We start from the raw sequence: 25527 nt of genomic DNA on the forward strand, positions 1-25527 counted from the left end.
GCAAAAAGCCCCGGACTCAGGGTCCGGGGCTTTTGTTGGTCTCATCAATTCTTCTTGCGCAGCTTGGGCGGAGCCAGCTCGTCGAGCAGCCCCTCGGGACTGATTCCGCGCCGCAACGCCTGGCGCACGCGATAGGCAATCAGCAAGATGCACAGGCTGGCCACACCCAGGGCCAGCGGCGTGCGCTGCTCGGGAATGAAGCCCATGGCCACCACGATGGACAGCATGCCCGCAATCGCCAGCCAGGTCAGATAAGGGAAGCACCACATGCGCACCTTGAGCAGGTGCGGCGCTTCGCGCTCCAATCGATAGCGCAGGCGCAGCTGGGAAATCGCAATCAGGATATAGACAAAGATGGCAACCGTTCCGTAGGAGTTCACGAGGAAGGCGAACACCTTGTCGGGAGACAGATAGGACATGACGATGGCGCCGTAGCCGAACAATGTGGCCACCAAAATCGCGTACACGGGCACGCCGTTGCGGCTGACCTGGGCCAGCACCTTGGGCGCATCGCCGCGTCGCGTCAGCGCAAACAGCATGCGCGACGAAGCATAAAGCCCGGAGTTGAGCGCCGACAGCACGGCGGTCAGCACCACCGCATTCATGATCTGGGCAGCGGCCGGCACGCCCATCGCATCGAGAGCGCTGACATAGGGCATGGACATGCCGGTGGAGTTCCATGGCACCAGGCAGGCCACCAGCAGCACCGATCCCACGTAGAACACCAGCACGCGCAGGATGACCGAATTCGTGGCCTTGGCCACGGCCTTCTGGGGCTCAGCGGTTTCGGCCGCTGCAATCGTCACGATCTCCGCGCCGAAATAGAAGCCGGTGGCGGCCACGGCGCCCGTGAGCACCGGAACAATGCCGTTGGGCATGAAGCCGCCGTTCTGGCTCAGATTGGCGACATGCATTCCGCCGCCTCCCGGTGTCAGGCCCAGCACATAGACACCGGCGATGAACAGAAACACCACGATGGCGGCTACCTTCACGGAAGCCAGCCAGAACTCGCATTCGCCAAAGGATTTGACCGAGACCAGATTGGTCAGCGTCATCATGATCAGCAAGACCAGGCTGATGCTCCAGGCCGGCACGTCGGGCAGCCAGTAGCGCACCAGCTCGGCCCCTGCCACCGCTTCGATCGCCACGACGATGACCCAGAAGTACCAGTACATCCAGCCCGTCAGAAATCCCGCCAACTGCCCCACGGCGGGCTTGTCACGCCATGCTTCGCGGGCGTACTCGTAAAAGGAGCCCCCTGTCATGGAGCAGGCCATCTCGCCCAGCATGCGCATGACCAGCACCACCAGCAGGCCGGTGATCAGAAAAGAGATGACGGCCGCCGGTCCGGCCGACTTGATGACCACGCCACTGCCGACGAAAAGCCCGGCTCCGATGACGCCGCCCAGGGCAATCATGGTCATGTGCCGCTGCTTGAGGCTGTGCGACAGCCCGTCCGGCGACGAATGCGGATTTCCAATCATTTTTGTCTCCTGTCTTGCCGGCCTGGAAATGCCGGTCGCCACGGCTTTATGTATCGGATCGCGCCTTGCTGCTCGTGCAGGCCGTTGCCGTGGTCGTTCAGTTATCTGCTTGAAAATTGTCGTGAGAAGCCCTGCGTGCAACGCCTCCCACCGTAAGACAGGAAGGTGTGCCCGCAGGCCCGGCGTGTGTCAGGAAAGCGCCACTGGAGGACGATCCTTGCGGTAGGCGTTCTTGACGGCGATCTTGCCGTCGCGGAAGGTGAACACATCGACCATGCGCGCCTCTACCCGCAGGCCGTCGGCCTTGGTGCCTTTGAAGGTGCTCTCCGAAACGCCGCGCGAGCCTTGCACAAAATGCTCTCCATCCACCCAGGCGGCATCAGGGAATGCCTGCCAGGCCAGCTGAAAGCCCTCACGCACGGCTTCACGCCCCACAAAGCTGCGCCCCATCAGATCAGGGCCGGCAACGGCGTGAAACTCGCATTCATCGGCCATGAAGTCCATCAATGCGTCTATGTCATGCCGATTCCACGCGTCGGAGAAACGCGCTAGAAACTGGACATCGGGTTGGGATTCTTGCTTGTTCATATGCTCTCCAGATTGCTGTCATGTCATGGGGGCCGACCATTGCAAAAGCGCCCCCTTTCGATCGAAAAATGCCTGAAATTCCGATGGCTCATGGTAGGGAGCACTGGCTCCATTTCGTAGGACCAGTTGCCGGCTATCGTTAAGTCCAAGACCTTGCCGCGCAGGGCTCGGATCCCTCGCGAAATGACGGCGGCGCGCACCGAAAAAATGCCTTGAAAAAGTCCGCATCTCCTCTGAGCGCGACGCTCTGGCGCAGCGCTTGCCGATGCAGACCGACGCCCGTCGGCAAACGCCTCTTGTGCTGCTTCATTTAGGTGAAAACGATAGGAGAGCATCACCACGCTCAATGCGGTCATCGCCGCCACAAGCGCAGGGAAAGTTCACGGCAACGCCCGCTGGCTGCACAGGTTGCGGTGAACTCCAATGCATCCCCCTGAGGTGGCGAATGACACCGCCTGGTCATGCCGGCCTGAAGCAGGCCAGCGCGCAGCCCCGCTCGGCGGGCGCGACTCGATGGGCACCCGGTTTGCAAGAGACTCGCCGCAGCCCCTCTGCGGCAATCCCGAGGTTCGGATGGCCAGGCTTGCACGCTGGCTCCATCAAAACCTGTGCCGTGGCCCTAACCGGCGACACAGGGGGCTGGCTATGCTGCTCTGGACATCGCAAGCAGTGCATCTGCATTGACTTTGCGCACATCAATTCCATAGCAATAGAGCGCCGCTTCAAACGCAGCCACACCAGGAGACGACCGCCATGAAAGCCGAGGACATCCGCCCCAGCCATCTGAATCCATACGACCCGCAGTACGACCCCCTGGTTGCCAGAAACCCCGGGCATGGCACCGGCTACGCTCCGACCTACTGGGTAGGGACGGCAGGCCGGCCCCCCGAGGACGATGGTCCGGTCTGCGGCGACATGGAGGCCGATGTGGTCATCGTGGGATCGGGCTTCACGGGCCTGTCCACTGCCCTGTTTCTGGCCCGCGAGCACGGCATTCGCGCCGTGGTTCTCGAAGCCAACCAGAGCGCCTGGGGCTGCACCAGCCGCAACGGCGGCCAGGGCCAGAATGCCAGCGGCCGCCTCTATCGCTCGCAGTGGATAGAGCGCTGGGGCAAGGACACAGCCCTGAAGCTGGACGCGGAAATCCGCGAAGGATTCGACACGTTCAAGAACCTGGTCGCGGAGTTTCCCGAATGCGAGCCGCAACCGGGAGGGCATTTGTATATTGCCCACCGCGACAGAAAAATGGATTTTCTGCGCAACGAGACCCGCGTCATGCGCGAAGTCTTCGGCTACGACGCCCGCATACTCAGCGTCGACGCAGTGCGCCGCGACTATGTCGACGACGCCGACTGCCGTGGCGCGATGCACGAGCCCGACGGCATCGGCGTGCATCCGCTCAAGCTGGCATTCGGCTATCTGCGCAAGGCCCGCGAGCTGGGAGTGAAGGTGCATCCCGCCAGTCCCGTGCTGGGCATGGAAACGCGAAACGGCGTGCATTACCTTCAGACCCCGGGCGGCACGGTCAAGGCACGCGCCGTCGGCTTTGCCACCGGCGGCTATACCAGCAACGGCCTGCACCGCAGTCTGCGCTCCAAGATCATGCCGATTCTCTCGAACTCGCTGGTCACCAGGCCATTGACGGAAGAAGAGCTGGCCGCCACCAATTTCAAGACCACGCAAGTCATCACCGACACCCGCACCCTGCGCTTTTACTACCGCAAGCTGCCTGACAACCGCGTGCAGATCGGCAGCCGCAGCTCGATCACCGGCGCCGATGCGCCCAATCCGGTCCATATGGCCAAGCTGGTCGAGGGCCTGCACCACAAGTTCCCGGCCCTCAAGGGAATCCAGGTGGACTACTCCTGGTGGGGCTGGGTCGATGTAAGCCACGACATGATGCCGCGCATCACCCAGCCCGATCCAAGGGAAAGCGTCTTCTATGCGGTCGGCTATGGCGGCAATGGTGTGTCGTTCTCTGCGCATGCAGGCCGGCGCATGGCCCAGCGCATCGCAGGCCAGAACCTCAAGGCTTTCGAGTTGCCAATCTACAACTCATCGCTCGAATATCCGAATGTGTTCAATATGGTGCGCTCGGAGGCATTTGCACCATTTCGCCGCATGGGACAGCGCTTTCTCTACCACTGGTATCACATGAACGACGAGAAGAACTGACCCTGCCAGCCGCCGCTCGGGCTTCACACAACGCAAAGCACCTTCCGCGAGGAAGGTGCTTTTTTCATCCTATCGACGGATGCGCGGCAGCGCATACCTCAGCGCCCAGGCCGCAGGAAAAACCGCCTCTCTGGCACGCATATTGCGCAAGCGCTCGTGCCTCTCGGACAGCCCAATCCTCCCGCATCTGTCTGCGATCAGTGAAACCACCTAAGCCCATGCAGACGTCGCAAAAACGCCTTCCACCAGAACCGAGATATCCCGCGCAAGCCGCGCCATGCATGGCTTTGCAATGCACGGTCGCGGTGCACGCCAACCCATGCTGCACGCACCATCCGGGGCCGTGCGCGACTGGACCTAACGATTCACATCAACTGGCCCTACTGGCTTCACAAGGTTGCTCACTACGATCCGCTGAGAAAGCTCTTTGAGCCTCGCGATGCGGCTTTCAACCGGTTCAGCCAGAAGCGGGAATGGGAAAACAGTCAGCAAGAGTGAGCACAGCAAGGGTTCTCTGGTCTAAGTCTTCAACCGATATCGCTCTAACCATGGAGAAATTGGCAATGAAAATGCAAAAACGATGGATGCTGAAAGCGGGTGTTGCGACGGCAGCACTGGCCATGACAGGCTTCGCGCTGGCGCAGCAGAAAACCGTGACCTTCGCCAACCAGGACATGCTGGTGCCTCTGCGCCTGGTCATGGAATCGGGTGAAGTGGAAAAGGAGACTGGCTACAAGATCAACTGGCGCATGTTCTCGGGCGGCGGCGACGTGATACGGGCGATGGCCTCGGGCGACGTGCAGATGGGAGAGGTGGGCTCCAGCCCGCTGACCGCAGCAGCCAGCCAGGGGCAGGACATCAAGTTGCTCTGGATCTCTGCAGACATCGCCAGTGCCGAAGCCCTGGTGGCACGCGATGGCGGCGGCATCAGCAGTTTCAAGAGCATGGAGGGCAAGCGCATAGGCGTGCCGTTCGTCTCCACCGCGCACTACCAGCTGGTCGCGGCCCTGGGCAAGGAAGGCGTTGATGCACGCAAGGTCAACATCATGAACATGCGCCCGCCAGAGATTGCCGCAGCCTGGGAGCGCGGCGATATCGACGGCACCTTTGTCTGGGATCCGGTACTGGCCAAGGTCAAGCAAAAGGGCAAGGTGATTGCCACCTCCGGCTCCATTGCGCAGATGGGCTATCCCACCTTCGAGGGCATTGCCGTGAGCAGCAAGTTCGCCCAGGAAAATCCCCAGTTCATGGTGGCGTTCATCAAGGCCCTGAATCGGGCCAGCGCCCAGGTGCGCGACAACCTGGCCACGTGGACTCCCGATTCGCCCGAGATCAAGGCCATTGCCAAATGGAGCAAGGCCGACCCCAAGGACGTGCCCGCCGCCATGGCGCTCTACCGCTTTCCCAGCGCTGAGGAGCAGCTCGGCGTTCAGTGGCTGGAAGGCGGTGCGGCCAAGGCCATGACCAATACCGCAACGTTTCTGAAGTCACAAGGTCGGATTCAGGAGGTCAAGCCCGACTACGCCGCGTACGTCACCAACAGCTATGTCAAGCAGGCTCTCGGCCGCTGACGGCTCCTGCCCACGACAGGAGTTTCCCGTCGTGGCTCCCAACTTTGTTTCACATAGGAGGGCAATGTCATGCCGACTCTGGATATACGTGACCTGACCGTCAATTACGAGGTCAAGGGCGGACACTTGCAAGCCCTGGCGCCCGTCAACCTGACCATGAATGAAGGCGACTTCGTGGTCGCTCTGGGTGCATCGGGCTGCGGCAAGACAACACTGCTCAACTGCATGGCAGGCTTTCTGGCACCTTCCAGCGGCCAGATCCTGCTAGACGGCAAACCCATTCAAGGCCCCGGAGCCAATCAAGGGGTGGTGTTTCAAAAGCATGCGCTGATGCCATGGCTCAATGTGATCGACAACGTCGCACTGGGATTGCGCATGCGCGGCATGGATCTGAAGACGCGCACGAAGATCGCCGAAGAGAAACTGGGCCTCGTGGGCTTGGAGAGCTACGCCAGGCGTGCCGTCTATGAACTGTCTGGCGGCATGCAGCAGCGTGTCGGCATTGCCCGTGCACTGGCCAACGATCCCGCACTGCTGCTGATGGACGAGCCCATGGGTGCGCTGGATGCCTTCACGCGCGAGCAGGTTCAGGAAATCCTGCTGCGCGTATGGCATGCCACCCACAAGATGGTGTTCTTCATCACCCACTCGGTCGAGGAGGCGCTGTTTCTGGCCAGCCGGCTGATCGTCATGAGCCCCAGCCCGGGCCGCATCTCCCATGTCTACGACGACATGCCGTTCTGCCACGAGTTTCTGCGCACCGGCGATGCGCGTGCCGTCAAGTCGCGCCCCGACTTCATCAGGATGCGCGAAGAAGTTCTGAGTCTGATTCACCAACGGGAGCCTGCCAATGTCTGAAGCAGTCCACATCAACCATCTGCCCGCCGCAACAGCGCGCGTGCAGCCCAAGGCCACTGCCCCGCAGGCGTCAGGACCGGTGAAGACCAGTCGCTTCAAGACCCCTGGCGAAGGCTCCAGCCTCGCGATCAGCATCGTCACCGTGGCCGTGCTGCTGGCACTGTGGTTCGCCACCACCAATCTCGGCTGGATCAAGCCCTTGTTCCTGCCCAGCCCGCAGGCGGTGTTCCAGCAGTTCTATGAATACCTGACCGGGCAGGCCAACGACAAACCGCTGTGGCAGCATTTCTCGGCAAGTCTGCTGCGCGTGACCGTGGCGTTCTGGCTGGCCTTCCTGATTGCCGTTCCGCTGGGCATTGCGATGGGGATGTCACGCATCGCACGCGGCATCTTCGACCCCCCCATCGAGTTCTACCGCCCGCTGCCGCCACTGGCCTATCTGCCGCTGATCATCATCTGGTTCGGCATCGATGAAACGCCGAAGATTCTGCTGATCTTCCTGAGCTGCTTTGCACCCTTGGCCCTGGCGGCCCGCTCGGGCATGCGCAGCGCAGCGCAGGAGCAGATCAATGCCGCCTACTCGATGGGAGCAAGCTACTTCCAGGTGATCCGCCATGTGATCTTGCCGGCAGCCCTGCCCGACATTCTGGTGGGCATGCGCATTGCCATCGGCTTTGGCTGGACGACTCTGGTTGCCGCCGAAATGGTGGCTGCGAACGTGGGTCTGGGTCAGATGGTGCTCAACGCCTCGAACTTCCTGCGCACCGACATCGTGATCATGGGCATCATCGTCATCGGTGTGATCGCCTATGTGTTCGATCTGTTCATGCGCTGGGTCGAAAAGCGCCTGGTTCCATGGAAGGGACGCATGTAAGTCCGGCCCCCTCCCCTGCGGGGATGGCTCCGGCAAGCAGACAGCGGGCAGGCATTGCGCCTTCCCGCTTTTCTGTTTTCCGTTTTCCGTTTTTTCGGCTTTTCGGTTTGTTGCCTGGGCTTGCTCGGCCTTGTGCGAGGCCTGTCGCACGCTCCATCCCGGTCATCGCCGGCACAGCATCTCGGCCACCGAAAACAGCAAGGCCTCGTCGATATCGTGCTGCAGATCGACGGCAAGCCTTTGACGGTAGAAGACCCCCAGATCCAGCCCGACGCCCAGGGCGCAGACCTTCACGCCGCCCATGCGCTCCTGGGCGGCAAGAACCTGCCGCAGATGCTGATCCAGATAATGCTCGTCATTGGCCTGATGGGTTGCCGTGTCCATGGGACAGCCATCGGAGACCACGAGCAGGATGCGACGCTGCGCGGTCTTGGCGCGCAGCCTCTGGCACGCCCATTCCACGGCCTCGCCGTCGATGCCTTCTCGAAAGATGTCGGGCTTGCGCAGTGCCGCAATGCCATGCCGGGCGTGACGCCAGGGCTTGGCCCCGTCCTTGAAGACAATGTGCAGGCGCTCGTTGAGACGCCCCGGAAACTGGGGCTGGCCGGCGCGCTGCCAGCGGCGGCGCGTTCTGCCGCCATTCCAGGCCTGCGTGGAAAAACCCAGTATCTCCACGCTCGCACCGGCCATCTCCAGCGCCCGCCCCAGCACGTCGAGCAACAGCGACAGGGGCTTGGCAAAGGTTTTCATGGAGCCCGAGCAGTCCATGAGAATGGTGACTGCGGTCTCGTTGACGGGACGTTGCATCTCGTCCTTGAAGATCGCGCGCTGCTGCGGGTCCGTCACCAGCTGGGACAGGCGGCTGCCGTCCAGATGGCCTTCCTCCAGCCCGAAGTTCCAGCCATTGCGCTGCGTGCTGGCCAGGCGCTGTTGCAGATAGCGCGCCAGCCGCCCGGCCTGCTGCAATCCCGAGCGCGCCAGCTCCTCGTCCATCTGTTCCCGGAACTGGGCCAGCTGCAGCGCGCGGATCAGCTCAGCGGCCTGCACCTGCCTGTCGAACTCGCGCGTGAAAACCCGGTAGCTTTGCGCGGTGCCGGCCCAGGCCCGGCTGTCGCCGCTTTGCGCCACAGGCATGCCGTCCAGACTCTGGGACTCAACATGCAGAGGCAGGGCAAAACTGCTGCGCCGCCTGGGGCCGCCGGCACCGCGCGGCGCATCGTCCTGCGCCGCACGCACCGCCATGCCGACCCAGCGGCTGACGGCCAGTGCAGGCTCGACAAACTGCTGCTGCCGGTCTCTGAAGCGCCGCAGCCCATCCCAGTGCCGGCCCAGCGAGGAGGCCATGGACATCCGCGTGGACTCCACCAGATCGGCCATGCGCTCAGGCGTTTCATGCCCAGTCAACCGGCTCCAGGCCGTGATGGCCACCGCAAACAGCAAGATGCCCAGGCTGCTTTCCGTGAGGCCTGAATCCACGAATGCCTGGCACCAGTTCACAAAGCGCTGGCGCATGTTCTCACGCGCTCCGGGCCAGGCCTCGGGCACCAGACTCTCCACACGCAACTGCTCCAGCAGCTCGAACACCATGCGCTCGACCGGCTCCTCGGGCAGATGCGCCTGGAACAAGGCCCGGTTGCTCCACTGCAGACGCAGCCCCATGCTGTCAAGCAGGCCGCGCTGATCCGTCTGCCGCGCCGGCACCTGGCTATGGTGGGCCGCCGCCAGCGGTATGGGCGTGGTGCCGCGGTACAGCGTCTGGCCGCTCCATTGCAGGCCGGCGTCGCCCGTGATGGCACGCAGCATGGCCCCGCCCCAGGCCTCCATGCGGGACAGAGACAAGGAGGTGGGCGTCTGCGTGCTCATGCAAGAGACGCCAGTGCTGGTTCTTCGGGCTGCGTCAGCTCCTCGGCAAAGCAGCGCTGGAAATACTCGCTCACGATGGCGCGCTCGGCAGGCTCGCATTTGTTGAGGAAGGACAGCTCGAAAGCCAGCTTCAGGTCATGGAAGATGGAAATGTTTTCAGCCCAGGTGATCACCGTACGCGGAGACATCAGCAAGGACAGATCCCCGACGGCAAAGCCCTTGCGGGTCAGCGCGGCCAGCGCCACCATGGCGTCCACCTTGCGGCGCCCATCGGCTGTGGCCAGCTCCGGCACACGCGCCAGCACGATGGCCGCTTCCTCCTCTGGGGGCAGATAGTTCAGGCTGGTGACCAGATTCCAGCGATCGAGCTGAGCATGGTTGAGCAGCTGCGTGCCGTGATAGAGCCCGTTGAGATTGCCCTGCCCCAGGGTGTTCATGGTGGCAAACAGCCGAAAGCAGGGATGCGGCTGGATCACCCGCTTTTGGTCGAGCAAGGTGAAGCTGCCCTCACGCTCCAGAACCCGCTGGATGACGAACATCACATCGGGGCGTCCGGCGTCGTACTCGTCAAACACCATGGCCACGGGCCGCTGCAGCGCCCAGGGCAGAATGCCCTCCTGAAACTGGGTCACCTGCTTGCCTTCCTGCAGCACGATGCTGTCCTTGCCCACCAGATCCAGGCGGCTGATATGACCGTCCAGATTCACGCGCACGCAGGGCCAGTTCAACCTGGCTGCCACCTGCTCTATATGCGTGGATTTGCCCGTGCCGTGCAGGCCCTGAACGACCACGCGCCGGTTGTGCGCAAAGCCCGCCAGGATGGCTTGCGTCACCCGCGGATTGAGGCGGTAGGCCTTGTCAATGGCGGGAACATGCTCGCCCGGCTCGGCAAAAGCCGGCACGCTCATGTCCGTGTCGATGCCAAATACATCGCGCACGCTGACGGTGCGGGTGGGCTGCAGCTGGCTCAGGTCAGTCATCATCGGCTTCCGGTGGAACGTCATCGTTAATGCGGGCGATCGCCTCGACGGCCGCCTGCAGCTTGGGAAGAAAGGACAAGGCCTTCTCCTTGGAAAAACGCATGATGGGCGCCTGCACGGCCAGCCCCATATTGGAGTGGCCCTGGGGCGCGGGCACCAGCACGCCAAGGCACAGCAGACCGGGCAGGAACTCCTCGTTGTCAAAGGCATAGCCCTGGGCGCGCACCTGATCGAGCTCCTGCTCCAGCGCCTCGAAGGTCGTCAGCGTGTTGCCGGTGAACGCCTCCAGCGGCACATTGGCCAGCAGCCGGCGGCGTTGAGCGGGCGACATCTGGCTCAGGAACAGCTTGCCCGTGGCCGAACAGTGCGCGGGCACGCGCGAGCCGGGATGCAGATAAAAGCGCAGCGGGGCTGGCGTCTCCACGCGGTCCAGATACAGGACCTCGCTGCCCGAAAAAGCCGTGATGTTGCAGCTCTCGCCGAGCTCGCGCACGAGTTGGGTCAGCACCGCATGCCGCGCACCATGCGTGGTGTTGTTGAGCAACACGTTCTGCGCCAGTCGCATCAGCCGCTGGCCCGTGCCGTAGTGGCGACCGTTGCCATCTCTTTGCAGGATTCCGGCGCTTTCCAGCTGCGCAAGCATGCGGTGCATGGTCGGCTTGGGCAGCCCTGTCTCTTCCACCATGGTTTGCAAGGTGAAGGGCTGGCTCTTCTGCGCCACGGCTTCCAGCAGCGCGAACAAACGCAGATTGGGCGTGTCTCCGTCCAGGCGGGCCGAGGGGGTGTCTTCGCTGTGCTTCATATCGTTGTCGATCATATTAATTTCCATTTTTCGAGTCAATTTATTCCATAAAAAGAAATTTATTTGCACGAAAACAAAAAAATGCCATAGACTGACATCGTTATTTCTTTTTTCGGAACCATAGGTTTCAAATTTTCAAGGAGACAGAGATGGCTGCAACGGACAATCGTAAAGTGGTTGAAGGCGTTCACAAGATGACCCCTTCGGAAGCATTCGTCGAAACCTGCGTCGCCAATGGCGTCAGCGAGATGTTCGGCATCATGGGTTCCGCCTTCATGGATGCCATGGACATCTTCGCCCCCGCAGGCATTCGCCTGATCCCGGTGGTGCATGAGCAAGGTGCGGCCCACATGGCCGACGGCTATGCCCGCGTCTCGGGCCGCCACGGCGTGGTGATCGGCCAGAACGGCCCCGGCATCAGCAACTGCGTGACCGGGATTGCCGCAGCCTACTGGGCGCACAGCCCGGTGGTGATCGTGACCCCCGAGACCGGCACCATGGGCATGGGCCTGGGCGGCTTCCAGGAAGCCAACCAGTTGCCCATGTTCCAGGAGTTCACCAAGTACCAGGGTCATGTCTGCAACCCCAAGCGCATGGCCGAGTTCACGGGCCGCGTCTTCGACCGCGCCATGTCCGAGATGGGCCCGACCCAGCTCAATATTCCGCGTGACTACTTCTACGGCGAGATCGAGTGCGAGATCCCCAAGCCCATGCGCGTGGACCGAGGTCACGGCGGCGAGGCCAGCCTGCAAGCCGCCGTGGACCTGCTCAAGACCGCCAAGTTCCCGGTGATCCTGGCCGGCGGCGGCGTGGTCATGGGCGATGCCGTGGAAGAAGCCAGGCAGCTGGCCGAGCGCCTGGGCGCGCCCGTGGCCACCGGCTATCTGCGCAACGACGCCTTCCCCGCCAAGCACCCGCTGTGGGCCGGCCCTCTGGGCTACCAGGGCTCCAAGGCCGCCATGAAGCTGATCGCCCAGGCCGACGTGGTCATTGCGCTGGGCTCGCGCATGGGTCCCTTCGGCACCCTGCCCCAGCATGGCATGGACTACTGGCCCAAGACCGCCAAGATCATCCAGATCGAGGCCGATCACACCAACCTGGGCCTGGTCAAGAAGATCGCCGTGGGCATCAACGGCGATGCCAAGGCCGTAGCGGCCGAACTGAGCAGGCGCCTGGCCGATGTGACGCTGGGCTGTGACGCCACCAAGGCAGCGCGCGCCGACACCATCGCCACGGAAAAGGCCGCCTGGGAGAAGGAACTCGACGGCTGGACCCACGAGCGCGACCCCTACAGCCTGGACATGATCGAAGAGGCCAAGGGCGAACGCACGCCAACCGGCGGCAGCTATCTGCATCCCCGCCAGGTGCTGCGAGAACTCGAAAAAGCCATGCCGGCGCGCGCCATGGTGTCCACCGACATCGGCAATATCAACTCGGTGGCCAACAGCTATCTGCGCTTCGACGAGCCGCGCAGCTTCTTCGCCCCCATGAGCTTCGGCAACTGCGGCTACGCCCTGCCCACCATCATCGGTGCCAAGTGCGCCGCCCCCGATCGCCCGGCCATCGCCTATGCAGGTGACGGTGCCTGGGGCATGAGCATGATGGAAATCATGACCGCCGTGCGCCACGACATCCCCGTGACCGCCGTGGTGTTCCACAACCGCCAGTGGGGCGCGGAAAAGAAGAACCAGGTGGACTTCTACAACCGCCGCTTCGTGGCAGGCGAGCTGGAAAGCGAAAGCTTCTCCGACATCGCCAAGGCCATGGGAGCCGAAGGCATCGTGGTGGACCACATCGAGGACGTGGGCCCGGCACTGCAAAAGGCCATCGACATGCAGATGAAGGAAGGCAAGACCTGCGTGATCGAGATCATGTGCACGCGCGAGCTCGGCGATCCCTTCCGCCGCGACGCCTTGTCCAAGCCCGTGCGCATGCTGGACAAGTACAAAGACTTTGTCTGACGCCGTCTGACACTCCCTGAGGCGCTGCGCGCCTTCCCCCTCGTTGCACGGCGCCTCTCTACCCGCTGCGCGGAGGAGGGGGACGACACCCTCGGTGCGGGGCGGCGCGGCCAGCCCAGGCCCTTCCTCGGTGTCCCTTGGTCGGGCCGCGCCGGTTTCATGCGCCTGGGTAAAGCGCAAGGCCCTCGAAAGCCGACTCCCAGACCCCCTGCGTTGCTCGCGCCGGGCCATGTACTTCCCCGCAGGAGCTTTCATGACTCCCCCACTCTCCCTTGCCGTGGCCGCCGACGATGCGCCCGCCACGCCTCGCCCCCATCTCCAGCACCTGCTGGACCAGGCCAAGGCCCGGGGCCCCATTCCCGTGGCCGTGGCCTATCCCTGCGATGCCGGCTCTTTGCAGGCAGCCATGCAGGCGGCGGAGGCCGGCCTGATCAAGCCTCTGCTGGTAGGGCCGCAGCAGCGCATCGAGGCTGCGGCTCGCTCTGCCGGTCTGGAGCTGTCTGCCGCCGAGATCCACTCCACGGCGGACGACTCCCGAGTCGCTGCGGCCCAGGCCGCAGCCCTGTGCCGCGATGGCCGGGCACGGGCCCTGATGAAAGGCAGCCTGCACAGCGACGATCTGCTGGGGGCGGCCGTGGCGCGCGAAGCCGGCCTGCGCGGCAGCCGCCGGGCCAGCCATGTCTTCATCATGGACGTCCCGGGCTACGACCGCCCGCTGCTGATGACCGACTGCGTGGTCAACATCTTCCCCAGCCTGATGGAAAAGCGCGATATCGCCCAGAACGCAGTCGATCTGGCCCACGCCATCGGCATAGCCCGGCCGCGCGTGGCCCTGCTGTCGGCGGTGGAGACCGTCAACCCAGCCATTCCCGGCACCATCGATGCGGCAGCCCTGTGCAAGATGGCCGACCGGGGCCAGATCACAGGCGGCATTTTTGACGGTCCGCTGGCTTATGACAACGCCATCTCCCTGCACTCGGCGCACAACAAGGGCATAGTCTCCGATGTCGCCGGTCGCCCCGATATCTTGCTGGCCCCCAACCTGGAAGCGGGCAACATGATCTACAAGCAGCTGGTCTACATGGCCAACGCCGAATGCGCGGGCCTGGTGCTGGGCATGCGCGTGCCCATCGTGCTGACCAGCCGCTCCGACTCGGTGGCCAGCCGCATCGCTTCCTGCGCCCTGGCCGTGCTGGCCAGCGCAGGGATGCAGGCATAGAGCAAGACCTCACCAAGGCCTGGCCGGACACCACGGCGTCCGGGCCTTTGTGCCAAACGCATATCTCCCGCAGACGCCAGAAACGAAAAAGCCTCAGAGTATTTCTACTCTGAGGCTTAACGTTTGGTGCGGCTGGCAGGAATCGAACCCACGACCCCTTGGTTCGTAGCCAAGTACTCTATCCAGCTGAGCTACAGCCGCATTGGCGGAGAGGGTGGGATTCGAACCCACGGTACGTTTGCACGTACGCCTGATTTCGAGTCAGGTACATTCGACCACTCTGCCACCTCTCCTGTGTCGAAGCGTCTATTGTAGCCTAAAAAATCAGGCCTTCAGCAAAGTTTTGCCGCCCATGTACGAAACCAGTGCTTCGGGCACGGTGATCGAGCCGTCGGCGTTCTGATAGTTCTCCAGCACGGCGACCAGCGTGCGACCCACAGCCAGGCCGGAGCCGTTGAGCGTGTGCACCAGTTCGTTCTTGCCCTGGGCATTCTTGAAGCGGGCCTGCATGCGACGCGCCTGGAAGGCTTCGCAGTTGGAGACCGAGCTGATTTCGCGGTAGGTGCCCTGTGCCGGCACCCAGACTTCCAGGTCGTAGGTCTTGGCCGAGCCAAAGCCCATGTCACCCGTGCACAGGCTCATCACGCGGTACGGCAGGCCCAGCTTCTGCAGCACGGCTTCGGCATGGCCGGTCATTTCTTCCAGCGCTTCATAGCTCTTTTCGGGATGCACGATCTGCACCATCTCGACCTTGTCGAACTGGTGCTGACGGATCAGACCGCGCGTGTCACGGCCGCCGGAGCCGGCCTCCGAGCGGAAGCAGGGGCTGTGTGCGGTGAGCTTGATGGGCAGGCGGTCTTCGGCCAGCACTTCGTCGCGCACCAGATTCGTCAGCGGCACTTCGGCCGTGGGAATCAGGTACAGAGCCGCAGTGTCGGGCAGGGGTTCGGCATCCTGGCCGCCCTTCTGGGCTGCAAACAGATCGCCTTCGAACTTGGGCAACTGGCCCGTGCCCTTGAGCGAATCGCTGTTGACGATGTAAGGCACATAGCATTCGGTGTAGCCATGCTGCTCGGTCTGCAGGTCCAGCATGAACTGGGCCAGTGCACGGTGCAGGCGCGCGATCTGGCCCTGCATCACGGTAAAGCGGGCACCGGAGAGCTTGACGCCGGCTTCGAAGTCCAGGCCGATAGGCGCGCCCAGATCCACGTGATCCTTGATCTCGAAGTCGAAATTCCTCGGCGTGCCGAAGCGGCGCACTTCCACATTGCCTTCTTCGTCGGCACCCACTGGCACGGACTCATGAGGCAGATTGGGCACGGCCACCAGCATGGCCTGCAGCTCCGTCTGGATCTGGTCCAGGCGCGTGGCCGATTGTTCCAGCTCGGTCTTCATGGCAGCCACTTCGCCCTTGGCGGCTTCGGCGGCGTCCTTTTCGCCCTTGCCCATCAACATGCCGATCTGCTTGGACAGCTGATTGCGCTTGGACTGCAGCTCCTCCGTGCGCGTCTGGATGGACTTGCGTTCGGATTCCAGCGCCTTGAAGGCTTCCACGTTCAGGAAGGCTTGGGGGTTCTTGCGGGTTTGCAGTCGGGCGACGACTGAATCCAGGTCTTTGCGGAGAAGTTGAATGTCGAGCATAGGTGGAGATTTTAGAGCGACTGGCCGCACCCGGCCGATACACAGGGGATGGCAGCAGTCAGCTATCAAAAGCAAAGCGCCTTGCGCAGGCTACTCATAGATTTTCAGATAAAAACCATCTAAAGTCTTTGAATACCATGCGCAAGGCGCTATGAAGTTACAAGCAGTCAGCTTGTCAGAACTCAGTGTCCGGTCTCGGGCGCCTTGCGCACTTCGATCTCCAGGCCCGTGGCCGCGTCGATCTTCAGCCCCTTGGGCAGCGGGAACTTGATGGTTTCCTCGATACCGTTCATCTTGCGCACGGCGACTGCGCCCAGTTGCCGGATGCGGGCGATGACCTCGTCGACCAGCACCTCGGGCGCCGAAGCCCCGGCCGTCAGCCCCACGCGGGCCGCATCGGCAAACCACTCCTGCTTGAGCTCGAGCGCGTTGTCCACCATATAGGCGGGCGTGCCCAGGCGATCGGCCAGCTCGCGCAGGCGATTGCTGTTGGAGCTGGTCGGGCTGCCGACGACGATGACCAGATCCACCTGGGGTGCCAGCACCTTCACGGCGTCCTGGCGATTCTGCGTGGCATAGCAGATGTCCTGCTGCTTGGGTTCGCGCACCAGCGGAAAGCGTGCCTTGATGGCGGCCTTGATGCCTGCGGCGTCGTCGACCGACAGAGTGGTCTGCGTCACCACGGCCAGCTTTTCGGTCTGGCGCGGCGCCACCCTGGCCACATCGCCCTCGTCCTCGACCAGGTGAATGCCTTCGGAGAGCTGGCCCATGGTGCCTTCGACTTCCGGATGGCCCTTGTGGCCGATCATGAGGAACTCGTAGCCTTCCTTGGCCAGCTTGGCGACTTCCACATGCACCTTGGTGACCAGCGGGCAGGTCGCATCGAAGATGGCAAAGCCGCGGCGCTCGGCCTCCTGCTGCACGGCCTTGGAGACGCCATGGGCCGAGAAGATCAGCGTGGCGCCGGGCGGCACTTCGTCCAGCTCCTCGATGAAGATCGCGCCCTTGGCCTTGAGGTCGTTGACCACAAAGGTGTTGTGCACGATCTCGTGGCGCACATAGATGGGCGCGCCGAACTTGGCCAGCGCCCGCTCCACGATTTCGATGGCGCGATCCACCCCGGCGCAAAAGCCGCGCGGCTCGGCCAGCAGGACTTCCTTGGCTCCCACCATTTCAATCCCCCCTGGCGCTACGCACCACTCGAACGGCATGACACTGGCGCGCTTGAAGCGCGGGACGGCGGCACGGGCCGACCGCGGCAAGGGCCGCCCCGCAGCAAAGGCCGTCGTCCCCCTTGAAGGGGGAAGCTGCGCAGCAGCTCAGGGGGTGTGTCATTTCAGAGCACCCCGATCAGCTTCACTTCAAACGTCACGGGCTGGCCGGCCAGCGGGTGGTTGAAGTCGAACAGCACGGCGCCGTCCTCGCGCACCTGAACCACAGCACCGGCATAGCTGCCCAGGCCGTCGGGTGTGGGGAACTGCACCACATCGCCAGCGGTGTATTGCTCATGCGGGTCGCCGAGCTCGTTCATCAGCTTGCGGGCCACCCATTGCATCATGTCGGCATTGCGCTCGCCAAAAGCCTCGCCTGCGGGCAGCTCGAAAGTGGTGTGCGTGCCCTCGGCCAGGCCGATCAGCTTGTCTTCCATGGCCGGCGACAGCTCGCCCGCACCCAGCGACAGCGTCGCCGGCTTTTCGTTGAAGGTATTGATCACATCGCCAGCCGGGCCGGCCAGGCGGTAATGCAGCGTGAGAAAAGAGCCTGCCTGCACGACGGGCAGATCCGAAGGGGTTGCGCTTGTGGTCATGAAAGTCCCGATAAACTGGGCTGCATTGTAAGAGCGAGCCTATAACCTCTTCGTGGCTGCGTTGAGATGGCCGGCCCGCCCCTTCCCCGCCTTGTGCAAGCGAGCACTGACGCCCATGTCCATCAAAGACCTGCCCCTGGATTCCCAGCCGCGCGAAAAGCTCGCGCAGCGGGGTGCGGCCGCACTGTCGGATGCGGAGCTGCTGGCCATTGTTTTGCGCACCGGCATGGCCGGCAAGACGGTGTTGCAGATGGCCGATGAGCTGCTCAATCTGCCGGGCACCGGGGGACTGGCCGGGCTGCTGGCCGCCAGCTACCAGGATTTGCGTGCCGTCAAAGGACTGGGCCCCGCCAAGCGCGCCGAGCTGCTGGCCGTACTGGAGCTGGCCCGCCGTGCCACCGCACAGCAGCTGCGCGAGCGCGACGTGTTCGGCTCGCCCGAGGAAGTGACTCATTTTCTGCAACTACACCTGGCCGCCAAGCACCATGAGGTGTTTGCAGTGCTGTTTCTGGACAGTCAGAACCGGTTGATCGCGATGGAAGAGCTGTTTCGCGGAACGCTCACACAAACCTCGGTGTACCCCAGAGAGGTGGCTTTGCGCGCGCTGCAACATCATGCGGCGGCCGTTATTTTGGCGCACAACCACCCCAGCGGGCAGGTACAGCCCAGCAGCGCAGACAAATCGCTGACCGCCACCCTCCAATCGGCTCTGGCGCTGATTGATGTCAGGGTGCTGGACCATGTGATCGTGGCGCCTGGCGCTGCGCTTTCCATGGCCACGCAGGGCCTCATGTAATCCACTGTTGACGATGGATGGGCTTGCAAGCCTGGTTGCCGCAGGCGGCTTGGCGCCCCAAAAGTAAGTGACGGAACGGGTGACACAGTGTTTTGCAGGCATTCTCACAAAAATATAGAATGCGAAGAGTTCTCATTTGCAACTCTATTAACCCATGTCTTCACAGCCTGCAGCGGACCCGGTGCACACGCTCTATGTCGATCACCATGCCTGGCTGCAGAGCTGGCTGCTGCGCAGACTGGGTAATACGCATCAGGCTGCAGATCTGACCCAAGACACGTTTGTCAGAGTGATCGCAGCGCAGCAGGTGCATGCCATTCGTGAACCCAAGGCCTATCTGACCACCTTGGCCCAGCGGGTGCTCTACCACTTCTGGCGCAGGCGGGAACTCGAGCAAGCCTGGCTGGATGCACTGGCCACGCTGCCCGAGGAAGTCGCGCCCTCGCCCGAAGACTATGCGCAGGTTCGCGAAGCCATAGAAGCGGTGGATCAGTGGATGGAGGGCCTGTCGCCCAAGGTTCGCCAAGTGTTTCTGCTGCGCCGCCTCGAAGATCTGAAACATGCAGAAATTGCCGAGCTCATGTGCCTGTCTGTCGCCACCGTGGAGCGCTACATGAAACAGGCATTGATGCAGCTCATGCAGATGCCGCAGTCCCCTGCGCATTGATTGATCCATGGACCGCAACACAGAGCAAGCCATTGACTGGCTGATCACGCTGGATTCTGGCCGCGTCAACGAGACGGAGAGGCAGGCCTTCGAACTGTGGCTGCACCAGTCGCCGCTCCATGCACAGGCCTGGGCCTTGTTGCAGCAACGCCTGTCCAGCAGCATGGGCACGGCATCAACCCAGATGCGCCACGATGGCAGCGGCCATACCGCGCTGGGTATTCAGGCACTGCTGGCCCCGATCCCTACGGCCGCTCGCAGACGAAAATTACTCGGTGGCGGCCTTGCAGCCCTGGTAGCCAGCGCCACAGCGGGCTGGATGGTGCATCGCCAGACACCGCTGACCACGCTGGCCGCCGACCTGCGCACGGGAACGGCGCAGCGCCTCAAGCATTGCCTGCCCGATGGCAGCGAGATTGTGCTGGATGCCCGCTCCGCCATAGACATTGCCTTCAATGACGCTCAGCGCCTGGTGCACCTGAGAGAAGGCGCCCTCATGGTGCATGTGCAGGCCAAGGCTGCTGCTGCGCCCCTTCGCCCCTTTGTCGTACAAAGCGCGCAAGGGCATGCACAGGCGCTTGGTACGCGCTTCATGGTGCGCCAGGCACAAGGCGGAACGCTGGTGCATGTCAGCGAACACAGCGTTCGCCTGAGCCTCCCAAACGGCCAGCTGCACACACTGCATGAAGGTCAAAGCGCCTGGATGGACGCCAATCAGATCACTCCCATAGAAACAGAACCTATGGATCCCGCGGCATGGGTCGACGGGGTCATCAGTGTTCGCGATCAATCTCTGGGCGAAGTGATAGAGGCGCTGCGGCCCTACCAGACCGGAATCATCCGCATCAGCCCACAAGCCGCTCGGGTGCGCATCTTTGGTGTCTTCTCCCTGGCTCAACCCCAGCAGATGCTGCAAGACCTGGTCAACACCCACCCGATACAGATTCGCCAATGGGGCTCTTGGCTTACGGTGATTGAAATGAGCGAAAGTGGCTCGTAAAAAATCCCGCACAGCCGCCTGCGTCCATATTCCGAAAAAAATTCAATGCCTGAGGGGTTTTCAGGGGCTCGTTGCACATAGCTAGTGAAACCAGACATTTCACAGCAACGACCGGACACCTGACACCATGGCCCTCCTTGACGATCTCACCCATTCCCCTGCGCCGGCGCACCGCGAAAACAGCCTGCAACGCCCTCCTTCCATGCTCTTGCCCATCGCCATGGTCTGCTCGCTGGCCACGTTTTCCAGCGCCCATGCGCAATCTGCCGAGCCTGCACCAGGCAGCGCCAAGACCGCTCAGGCATCCGCTCAGTCCACCAAGGCCATCAGCTGGAACCTGCCAGCCGCTGCGCTGGACGAGACCTTGTCGCGTATCGCCCGCCTGGGCCTGCGCAGCATCAGCGCCAGCCCCGCCTTGCTCGCAGGCAAGCGCGCGCCGGCCGTTCAAGGCAGCTACAGCGTTGAACATGCGGCACAGATTGCGCTGGCAGGCAGCGGCTTGCGACTGGTCAGCACCCCGAACGGCACCCTCACCGTTTTGCAAGACAGCGTGGCAACGCCCGCCTCCGGCACCGCCGCTGCAGGGGCGAGCTCGGCCGAGCATGCCTTGGCAGAAGTGCGGGTCACCGCCCATGCCGACCACTCGGGCACCACCGAAGGTACGGGCTCCTACACCGCCCAAGGCCCTAGCAGCCTGTCCACAGGACTTGCCTTGAGCCTGCGCGACACGCCCCAGTCGGTCAGCGTGATCACCAAGCAACGCATGGAGGATGAGAACCTCACCACCATCAACGAGGTGCTGATGCGCACCCCCGGCATCAGCACCTCGGTGCTGGGCACCGAACGTACCAATGCCAACGCACGCGGCTATGCCATCAGCAACTACCAGATCGATGGGGTCAGCACCCATTCCGAGTTTCTGGGCCTGGATGCGCTGCCCACCCAGAGCATTGCCGACATGGCCCTGTATGACCGTGTGGAAGTGCTGCGCGGCGCATCCGGCCTGACCACGGGCGCTGGCGACCCCTCGGGCATCGTCAACCTGGTGCGCAAAAAGCCTACCGAGCAGTTTCAGGCCTCAGCCGAAGCCAGCGTGGGCTCCTTTGGCAACCGCCGGGCCATGGTCGACATCTCCTCCCCGCTGAACGAAGCAGGCACAGTGCGCGGGCGCTTTGTGGGCGTGCACCAGGATGCCGACAGCCATATCGACTTCTACAGCAAGAAAAAAGACGTGCTGTATGGCGTGATACAGGCCGAGCTGACATCGACCTTGAAGCTCACCGCCGGACTGGATCACCAGCGCAACCGCGCACAGGGCTCCATGTCCTATCTGGGTTTTCCGCTATTCAACAGCGAGGGCCTGCAAAACCAGTTCCCCACCTCGTTCAACAGCGCCAGCCGCCATAACCGCTTCAACACCAACTCGACCACCGCCTTTGCGGCGCTGGAGCAGTCGCTGACGGAACACTGGAAGCTCAAGTTCTCGGTCAACCATCTGCGCTCCTCTCAGCGGGAAGACGCCGTATACCTGGCCGTCAATGCCGCTCCATTTGACCCTGTCACCGGCGATGGTCTGAAACTGAATGCCGAACGACGCGACTACAGCTTGCGCAACAAGACCTTTGACATCCATGTGCGCGGCCCCATCACGCTGGCCGGCCGCGAGCATGAACTGGTTTTTGGCATGGACCACACCAGCTTCCAAAGCTACACCGACGGCAGCCTGGATGTGAGCGGGCTGCGCGGCAAGCCCGTCAACATCTACCAATGGGACAACAACGGCAAGCCCGTGTTTAACAACCCCACCGTGGTCTATGACAGCACCCGCAGCCAGAGCAGCGTCTATGGGGCCGGCCGCTTTGCGCTCGCCGACAGCCTCAAGCTGATCGTCGGCGGCAAGTTGATGAACTATCGCAGTGACTACGTCACCACCAACACCAGCGGCTACTACTCCAACTCGCCGGCGTCGGAAAACCGCATATTCACCCCCTATGCCGGTCTGGTCTACACCCTGAACCCGCAGCACACCCTGTACGCCAGCTACTCCACGATTTACAACCCCCAGACCGCACGGGATCGCAATGGCGCCTTTCTTGACCCGCAGGAAGGCAATACCTATGAGGCCGGCATCAAAAGCGACTGGCTGGGCGGGCGCCTCAACAGCAGCGCGGCCATCTACCAGATCCGCCAGGACAATCTGGCCGCCGACGACCCTGGGCAGTTCATTCCAGGCACCACCGATACCGCCTCTCGCCCCATCAAGGGTGCCAAAACCCACGGTATCGACCTGGAGGTCAATGGTGCCATCACAGCCGACTGGGCCATCACAGCGTCCTACAACTTCAGCGCCTCAAAAGATGCCAAGGGTGCTCGCATCAACACCACCTTTCCCCGCCACATGGCCCGCTTGTGGACCACGTACCGCATGCCAGGCGAATGGCGCAGGCTCACGGTGGGTGGCGGTGTGAACTGGAACAGCGGCATCTCCTACACCGGCGAAATCTGGCAAATCGGCAAAGAAGCCACCGCTCGCCAGGGCGCTTATGCCGTGGTCGGTCTGATGGCACGCTACCAGGTCAATGACCAGCTCGCGCTGAGCCTGAACGTGAACAACCTGTTTGACCGCAAGTACATTGCGGCCATGTCGGGCTGGTGGTATTCGGGCATGTACGGCACGCCACGCGGCGTACAAGTCAGTGCGCGCTACGACTTCTGATCCAACGCACAAGCGGGGGCCTGCAAAGCCCCTGCGCTGCCATCACTTGCTCCGAGGACAGGCAAATATGCGGTACAACCGGCGTCACCATGACGCTGAAAGCCACCCGTTTCCAAGACCTTGCCCCTCTTCGCCGCTCGCTGGCCGAAGCGGCTGCGCGCGAGGCCTTGCGCCAGCAACAACGGGCCGAGGCCGTGCGGCGTGCGCTGGAAGAGCAAAACCTGTTTGAAAACACGGTGGGGACGGTCACGCCGCTGCGCAGCGCCAGCACCCGGCGCTGGCAACCGAGCGAGCCGCCGGCACCCGAGCCGCGGCAGTTTCTGCTCGATGAGCAGCGTGTGCTGCGAGAAGCCATGAGCGACGAGTTCGATGTCAGCACCCTGCTGGACGTGGACGATCAGCTGAGCTTTCGCCGACCCGGCATTGGTCTGGACGTGACCCGCAAGCTGCGTGGCGGCCACTGGAGCATTCAGCGCCAGCTGGACCTGCACGGCCTGCGCTCGGACGAAGCCCGCGAGGCGCTGGGCCAGTTCATCCGGCTGTCGCACCGCACGGGCGTACGCTGCGTGCGCATCGTGCACGGCAAGGGCCTGGGCTCGCCAGGCCGTACCCCCGTGCTCAAGGGCAAGGTGCAGCGCTGGCTGGTGCAGAAGAAAGAGGTGCTGGCCTTTGTCCAGGCCCGCCCGGCCGAAGGTGGCGCGGGCGCGCTGGTGGTGCTGCTGCAACCGGGCAAGCGCAAGCTGTTCTGAGAACGTGTTGACGATCTCTACGCAGCCGCGCTGGAGCGCCATCGGGATGCGTTCGAAGTGATGGCTGCTCGCGCTTATCTCCATTGGGCTTGAGCCCAAAAGACTTATCTTCCCTGCGGCACGGTGTTGAGCGGCAAGGGCAGCGGCCGCATGTCGCGGCCATAAATGCGGCGTATGCGCTCGGGCACCGTGGGGTGGGATTCCAGCCAGTCTTCGAGGCGGCTGGCATGGGGAGTTTCGGCCAGCAGCATGTGCTGCATGATGCGCTTGTCCAGCCCCTGGTGGCTGCGCTCATCCTGCTGCCAGCTGCCGTACTGCTGCTCGGCCAGTTCACGCTGCGTGAGCACCTTGCGCAGCACACCGCCCAGGCCGTCCTTGCTGCGCGTCCACTGCACGGCGCGGGCATCTGCCAGATACTCGCGCTGGCGCGATACGGCGGCCTTGAGCAACTGGCCGCCGAGCCAGCCGACAAAGCCCGCAGCCTGGATGAAGAGGCCGAACCATTGCGTAAGGATGCTGTCGCGCTCGCGCAGGCTCTGGCCAAAGTTGTGAATCAGCTCCAGCCCGTAGACCATGCCGGCCAGCTGCATGTTCAGCCGCGTGTCGCCCTCACGCAGATGGGACAGCTCATGCGCTACCAGACCCTGCATTTCCTCGCGGCTGAGCTGGTCCAGCGCACCCTGGGTCACGGCAATGACGGCGTCCTGCGCATCCCAGCCCGCCGCAAAGGCATTGATGGCCTCGGTCCGCGCCAGCACCGCGACCTGGGGTGCAGGCCAGTGTGCCGCAATGCACATTTCATGAACGATATTGCACAGTTGCTGCTCGGCCAGCGAGCTGCCGGGTCTGGCCTCGCGTGCTCCTAAGCGCTGGGCCAGTTTGCGCCCGCCGTGGCGCAGCTGGTCCAGCTCTATCCAGCAGCCGCCCAGCACCAGCAGCAAGGTCACGCTGATATTCACCGTCGCAAAGCCCGTGGGGTAGTCCCAGCCGCCGAATGCCAGAGTGCCCAGCCACCAGGCCAGCATCAGGCCCAGATGCACCGACGCCACCACAGCCAGCACACACAGGCCGAACACCAGCAGCAACCAGCGCGTGCTGCGCCTGGCTTCGCGCTGTCGCTCCCAGAAACGCATGCGCTCAGAACCTGACCTGAGGGACGGCGCGCTCCTGCTCGCTCTGGGTCGAAGCCAGCATGTCCATATGCACAAAACCCACCAGCCGCGCCACGATCAGATCCGGGAACTGTCCGGCCTGGTTGTTGAATTCCAGCACCTCGTCGTTATAGGACTGACGCGCAAAACCGATGCGGTTCTCAGTGCTGGTGATCTCTTCGCTGAGCTGCTGCATGCGGGCATCGGCCTTGAGCGTGGGATAGGCCTCGGCCAGCGCCATCAGACGGCCTACCTGACCTCCCAGCACCTGCTCCGCAGCCATCAGAGCCCCCATGGCCTGCGCCTGGCCCGGCGACTGACGGGCCTTGTCGGCAGCGCTGACGGCCTCGCCTCGTGCGCGAATCACGGCCTCCAGCGTCTGGGCCTCGTGCTGCAAATAGCCTCGGGCGACTTCCACCAGATTGGGGATCAGGTCATGACGGCGCTTGAGCTGCACATCGATCTGCGCAAACGCGTTCTCCACCTGGTTCTTGTGCGTGCGCAAGCGGTTGTAGAGGGCAATTGCCCAGATCACGATCACCACAACCACTGCCAGCGTGATATATGCCGTCATACCCTCTCCCTGAAAATTTTCTCGCATCATAGCTAGTCCCAGAAAAAAGCC

21 protein-coding genes and 2 tRNA genes are annotated in these 25527 nt (G+C 63.0%); 11 read left to right on the forward strand and 12 right to left on the reverse strand.

The features are described from left to right. Positions 1-44 precede the first annotated feature (44 nt). The gene (locus tag AC1RTQ_RS00225; RefSeq protein WP_492873546.1) at positions 45-1484 is read right to left on the reverse strand and encodes an amino acid permease; all 1440 of its coding nucleotides are present in this window, start codon (positions 1482-1484) and stop codon (positions 45-47) included. Positions 1485-1673: 189 nt separating this feature from the next. Further along, entirely contained in the window at positions 1674-2072 is a 399-nt protein-coding gene (locus tag AC1RTQ_RS00230) for a nuclear transport factor 2 family protein (protein ID WP_034368828.1), read from the reverse strand. Positions 2073-2825: 753 nt separating this feature from the next. Here AC1RTQ_RS00230 and AC1RTQ_RS00235 point away from each other — a divergent pair. The 4 genes from AC1RTQ_RS00235 to AC1RTQ_RS00250 all read left to right on the forward strand — a co-directional run bounded on the left by AC1RTQ_RS00235 (position 2826) and on the right by AC1RTQ_RS00250 (position 7550). After that, the gene (locus AC1RTQ_RS00235) at positions 2826-4247 is read left to right on the forward strand and encodes an NAD(P)/FAD-dependent oxidoreductase (RefSeq protein WP_492873548.1); all 1422 of its coding nucleotides are present in this window, start codon (positions 2826-2828) and stop codon (positions 4245-4247) included. A gap of 563 nt (positions 4248-4810) precedes the next feature. Then, the gene (gene tauA, locus AC1RTQ_RS00240; RefSeq protein WP_302089419.1) at positions 4811-5818 is read left to right on the forward strand and encodes a taurine ABC transporter substrate-binding protein; all 1008 of its coding nucleotides are present in this window, start codon (positions 4811-4813) and stop codon (positions 5816-5818) included. Between the two features lie 69 nt (positions 5819-5887). Further along, the gene (locus tag AC1RTQ_RS00245; RefSeq protein WP_302089418.1) at positions 5888-6676 is read left to right on the forward strand and encodes a taurine ABC transporter ATP-binding protein; all 789 of its coding nucleotides are present in this window, start codon (positions 5888-5890) and stop codon (positions 6674-6676) included. Further along, on the forward strand, positions 6669-7550 hold the full coding sequence (locus AC1RTQ_RS00250; protein ID WP_492873551.1) for an ABC transporter permease subunit: 882 nt from the start codon (positions 6669-6671) through the stop codon (positions 7548-7550). Before AC1RTQ_RS00245 ends, AC1RTQ_RS00250 begins: the two co-directional genes overlap by 8 nt. A gap of 162 nt (positions 7551-7712) precedes the next feature. Here AC1RTQ_RS00250 and AC1RTQ_RS00255 read toward each other — a convergent pair whose 3' ends face one another. Genes AC1RTQ_RS00255 through AC1RTQ_RS00265 form a run of 3 tightly spaced genes read right to left on the reverse strand, consistent with a single transcriptional unit; the run spans position 7713 to position 11210 of the window. After that, entirely contained in the window at positions 7713-9413 is a 1701-nt protein-coding gene (locus AC1RTQ_RS00255) for a cobaltochelatase CobT-related protein (protein ID WP_492873553.1), read from the reverse strand. Beyond that, positions 9410-10393 carry an AAA family ATPase gene (locus AC1RTQ_RS00260; RefSeq protein WP_492873554.1) on the reverse strand — a complete coding sequence of 328 codons (984 nt, stop codon included), beginning with the start codon at positions 10391-10393 and terminating at the stop codon, positions 9410-9412. The genes AC1RTQ_RS00255 and AC1RTQ_RS00260 overlap by 4 nt, the downstream gene beginning before the upstream one ends. After that, entirely contained in the window at positions 10386-11210 is an 825-nt protein-coding gene (locus tag AC1RTQ_RS00265; protein ID WP_492873555.1) for an IclR family transcriptional regulator, read from the reverse strand. Before AC1RTQ_RS00265 ends, AC1RTQ_RS00260 begins: the two co-directional genes overlap by 8 nt. 134 nt (positions 11211-11344) lie before the next feature. On the opposite strand from AC1RTQ_RS00265, the gene xsc reads away from it, so the two are divergent. Beyond that, positions 11345-13156: a sulfoacetaldehyde acetyltransferase gene (gene xsc / locus AC1RTQ_RS00270; protein ID WP_302089414.1), complete on the forward strand. Its 1812-nt coding sequence runs from the start codon at positions 11345-11347 to the stop codon at positions 13154-13156. 253 nt (positions 13157-13409) lie between these two features. Beyond that, the gene (locus AC1RTQ_RS00275) at positions 13410-14375 is read left to right on the forward strand and encodes a bifunctional enoyl-CoA hydratase/phosphate acetyltransferase (protein WP_492873557.1); all 966 of its coding nucleotides are present in this window, start codon (positions 13410-13412) and stop codon (positions 14373-14375) included. A 124-nt stretch (positions 14376-14499) separates the two neighbouring features. Here the strand turns inward: AC1RTQ_RS00275 and AC1RTQ_RS00280 are convergent. The 5 genes from AC1RTQ_RS00280 to AC1RTQ_RS00300 form a co-directional block, all read right to left on the reverse strand. After that, positions 14500-14576 (reverse strand) — tRNA-Arg (locus tag AC1RTQ_RS00280). A 2-nt stretch (positions 14577-14578) separates the two neighbouring features. Then, positions 14579-14668, reverse strand: a tRNA-Ser gene (locus tag AC1RTQ_RS00285). A gap of 31 nt (positions 14669-14699) precedes the next feature. After that, on the reverse strand, positions 14700-16016 hold the full coding sequence (gene serS / locus AC1RTQ_RS00290) for a serine--tRNA ligase (RefSeq protein ID WP_302089402.1): 1317 nt from the start codon (positions 16014-16016) through the stop codon (positions 14700-14702). Between the two features lie 182 nt (positions 16017-16198). After that, on the reverse strand, positions 16199-17188 hold the full coding sequence (gene ispH, locus AC1RTQ_RS00295) for a 4-hydroxy-3-methylbut-2-enyl diphosphate reductase (RefSeq protein WP_304350592.1): 990 nt from the start codon (positions 17186-17188) through the stop codon (positions 16199-16201). Between the two features lie 164 nt (positions 17189-17352). Further along, entirely contained in the window at positions 17353-17823 is a 471-nt protein-coding gene (locus tag AC1RTQ_RS00300; RefSeq protein ID WP_302089401.1) for an FKBP-type peptidyl-prolyl cis-trans isomerase, read from the reverse strand. 115 nt (positions 17824-17938) lie between these two features. Here AC1RTQ_RS00300 and radC point away from each other — a divergent pair, with 115 nt between their 5' ends. The 5 genes from radC (at position 17939) to AC1RTQ_RS00325 (ending at position 23751) form a co-directional block, all read left to right on the forward strand. After that, a complete protein-coding gene (gene radC, locus AC1RTQ_RS00305) occupies positions 17939-18619 on the forward strand; it encodes a RadC family protein (protein WP_302089400.1) in 681 nt (226 codons plus the stop codon). Between the two features lie 154 nt (positions 18620-18773). Further along, entirely contained in the window at positions 18774-19286 is a 513-nt protein-coding gene (locus AC1RTQ_RS00310; RefSeq protein WP_409814605.1) for a sigma-70 family RNA polymerase sigma factor, read from the forward strand. A 7-nt stretch (positions 19287-19293) separates the two neighbouring features. Next, entirely contained in the window at positions 19294-20286 is a 993-nt protein-coding gene (locus AC1RTQ_RS00315; protein ID WP_492873560.1) for a FecR family protein, read from the forward strand. A 127-nt stretch (positions 20287-20413) separates the two neighbouring features. Beyond that, entirely contained in the window at positions 20414-23002 is a 2589-nt protein-coding gene (locus AC1RTQ_RS00320) for a TonB-dependent siderophore receptor (RefSeq protein WP_492873561.1), read from the forward strand. An 89-nt stretch (positions 23003-23091) separates the two neighbouring features. Then, entirely contained in the window at positions 23092-23751 is a 660-nt protein-coding gene (locus AC1RTQ_RS00325) for a Smr/MutS family protein (protein ID WP_492873563.1), read from the forward strand. A gap of 104 nt (positions 23752-23855) precedes the next feature. On the opposite strand, the gene AC1RTQ_RS00330 is transcribed toward AC1RTQ_RS00325, so the two are convergent. Both AC1RTQ_RS00330 and AC1RTQ_RS00335 read right to left on the reverse strand, forming a co-directional pair. Then, the gene (locus AC1RTQ_RS00330; protein WP_492873564.1) at positions 23856-24884 is read right to left on the reverse strand and encodes a M48 family metalloprotease; all 1029 of its coding nucleotides are present in this window, start codon (positions 24882-24884) and stop codon (positions 23856-23858) included. A gap of 4 nt (positions 24885-24888) precedes the next feature. Further along, complete coding sequence (locus tag AC1RTQ_RS00335; protein ID WP_492873566.1) at positions 24889-25476, reverse strand: LemA family protein; 588 nt, start codon at positions 25474-25476, stop codon at positions 24889-24891. Positions 25477-25527 lie beyond the last annotated feature (51 nt).

The organism is Comamonas sp. GW821-FHT11H03 (assembly GCF_058807955.1).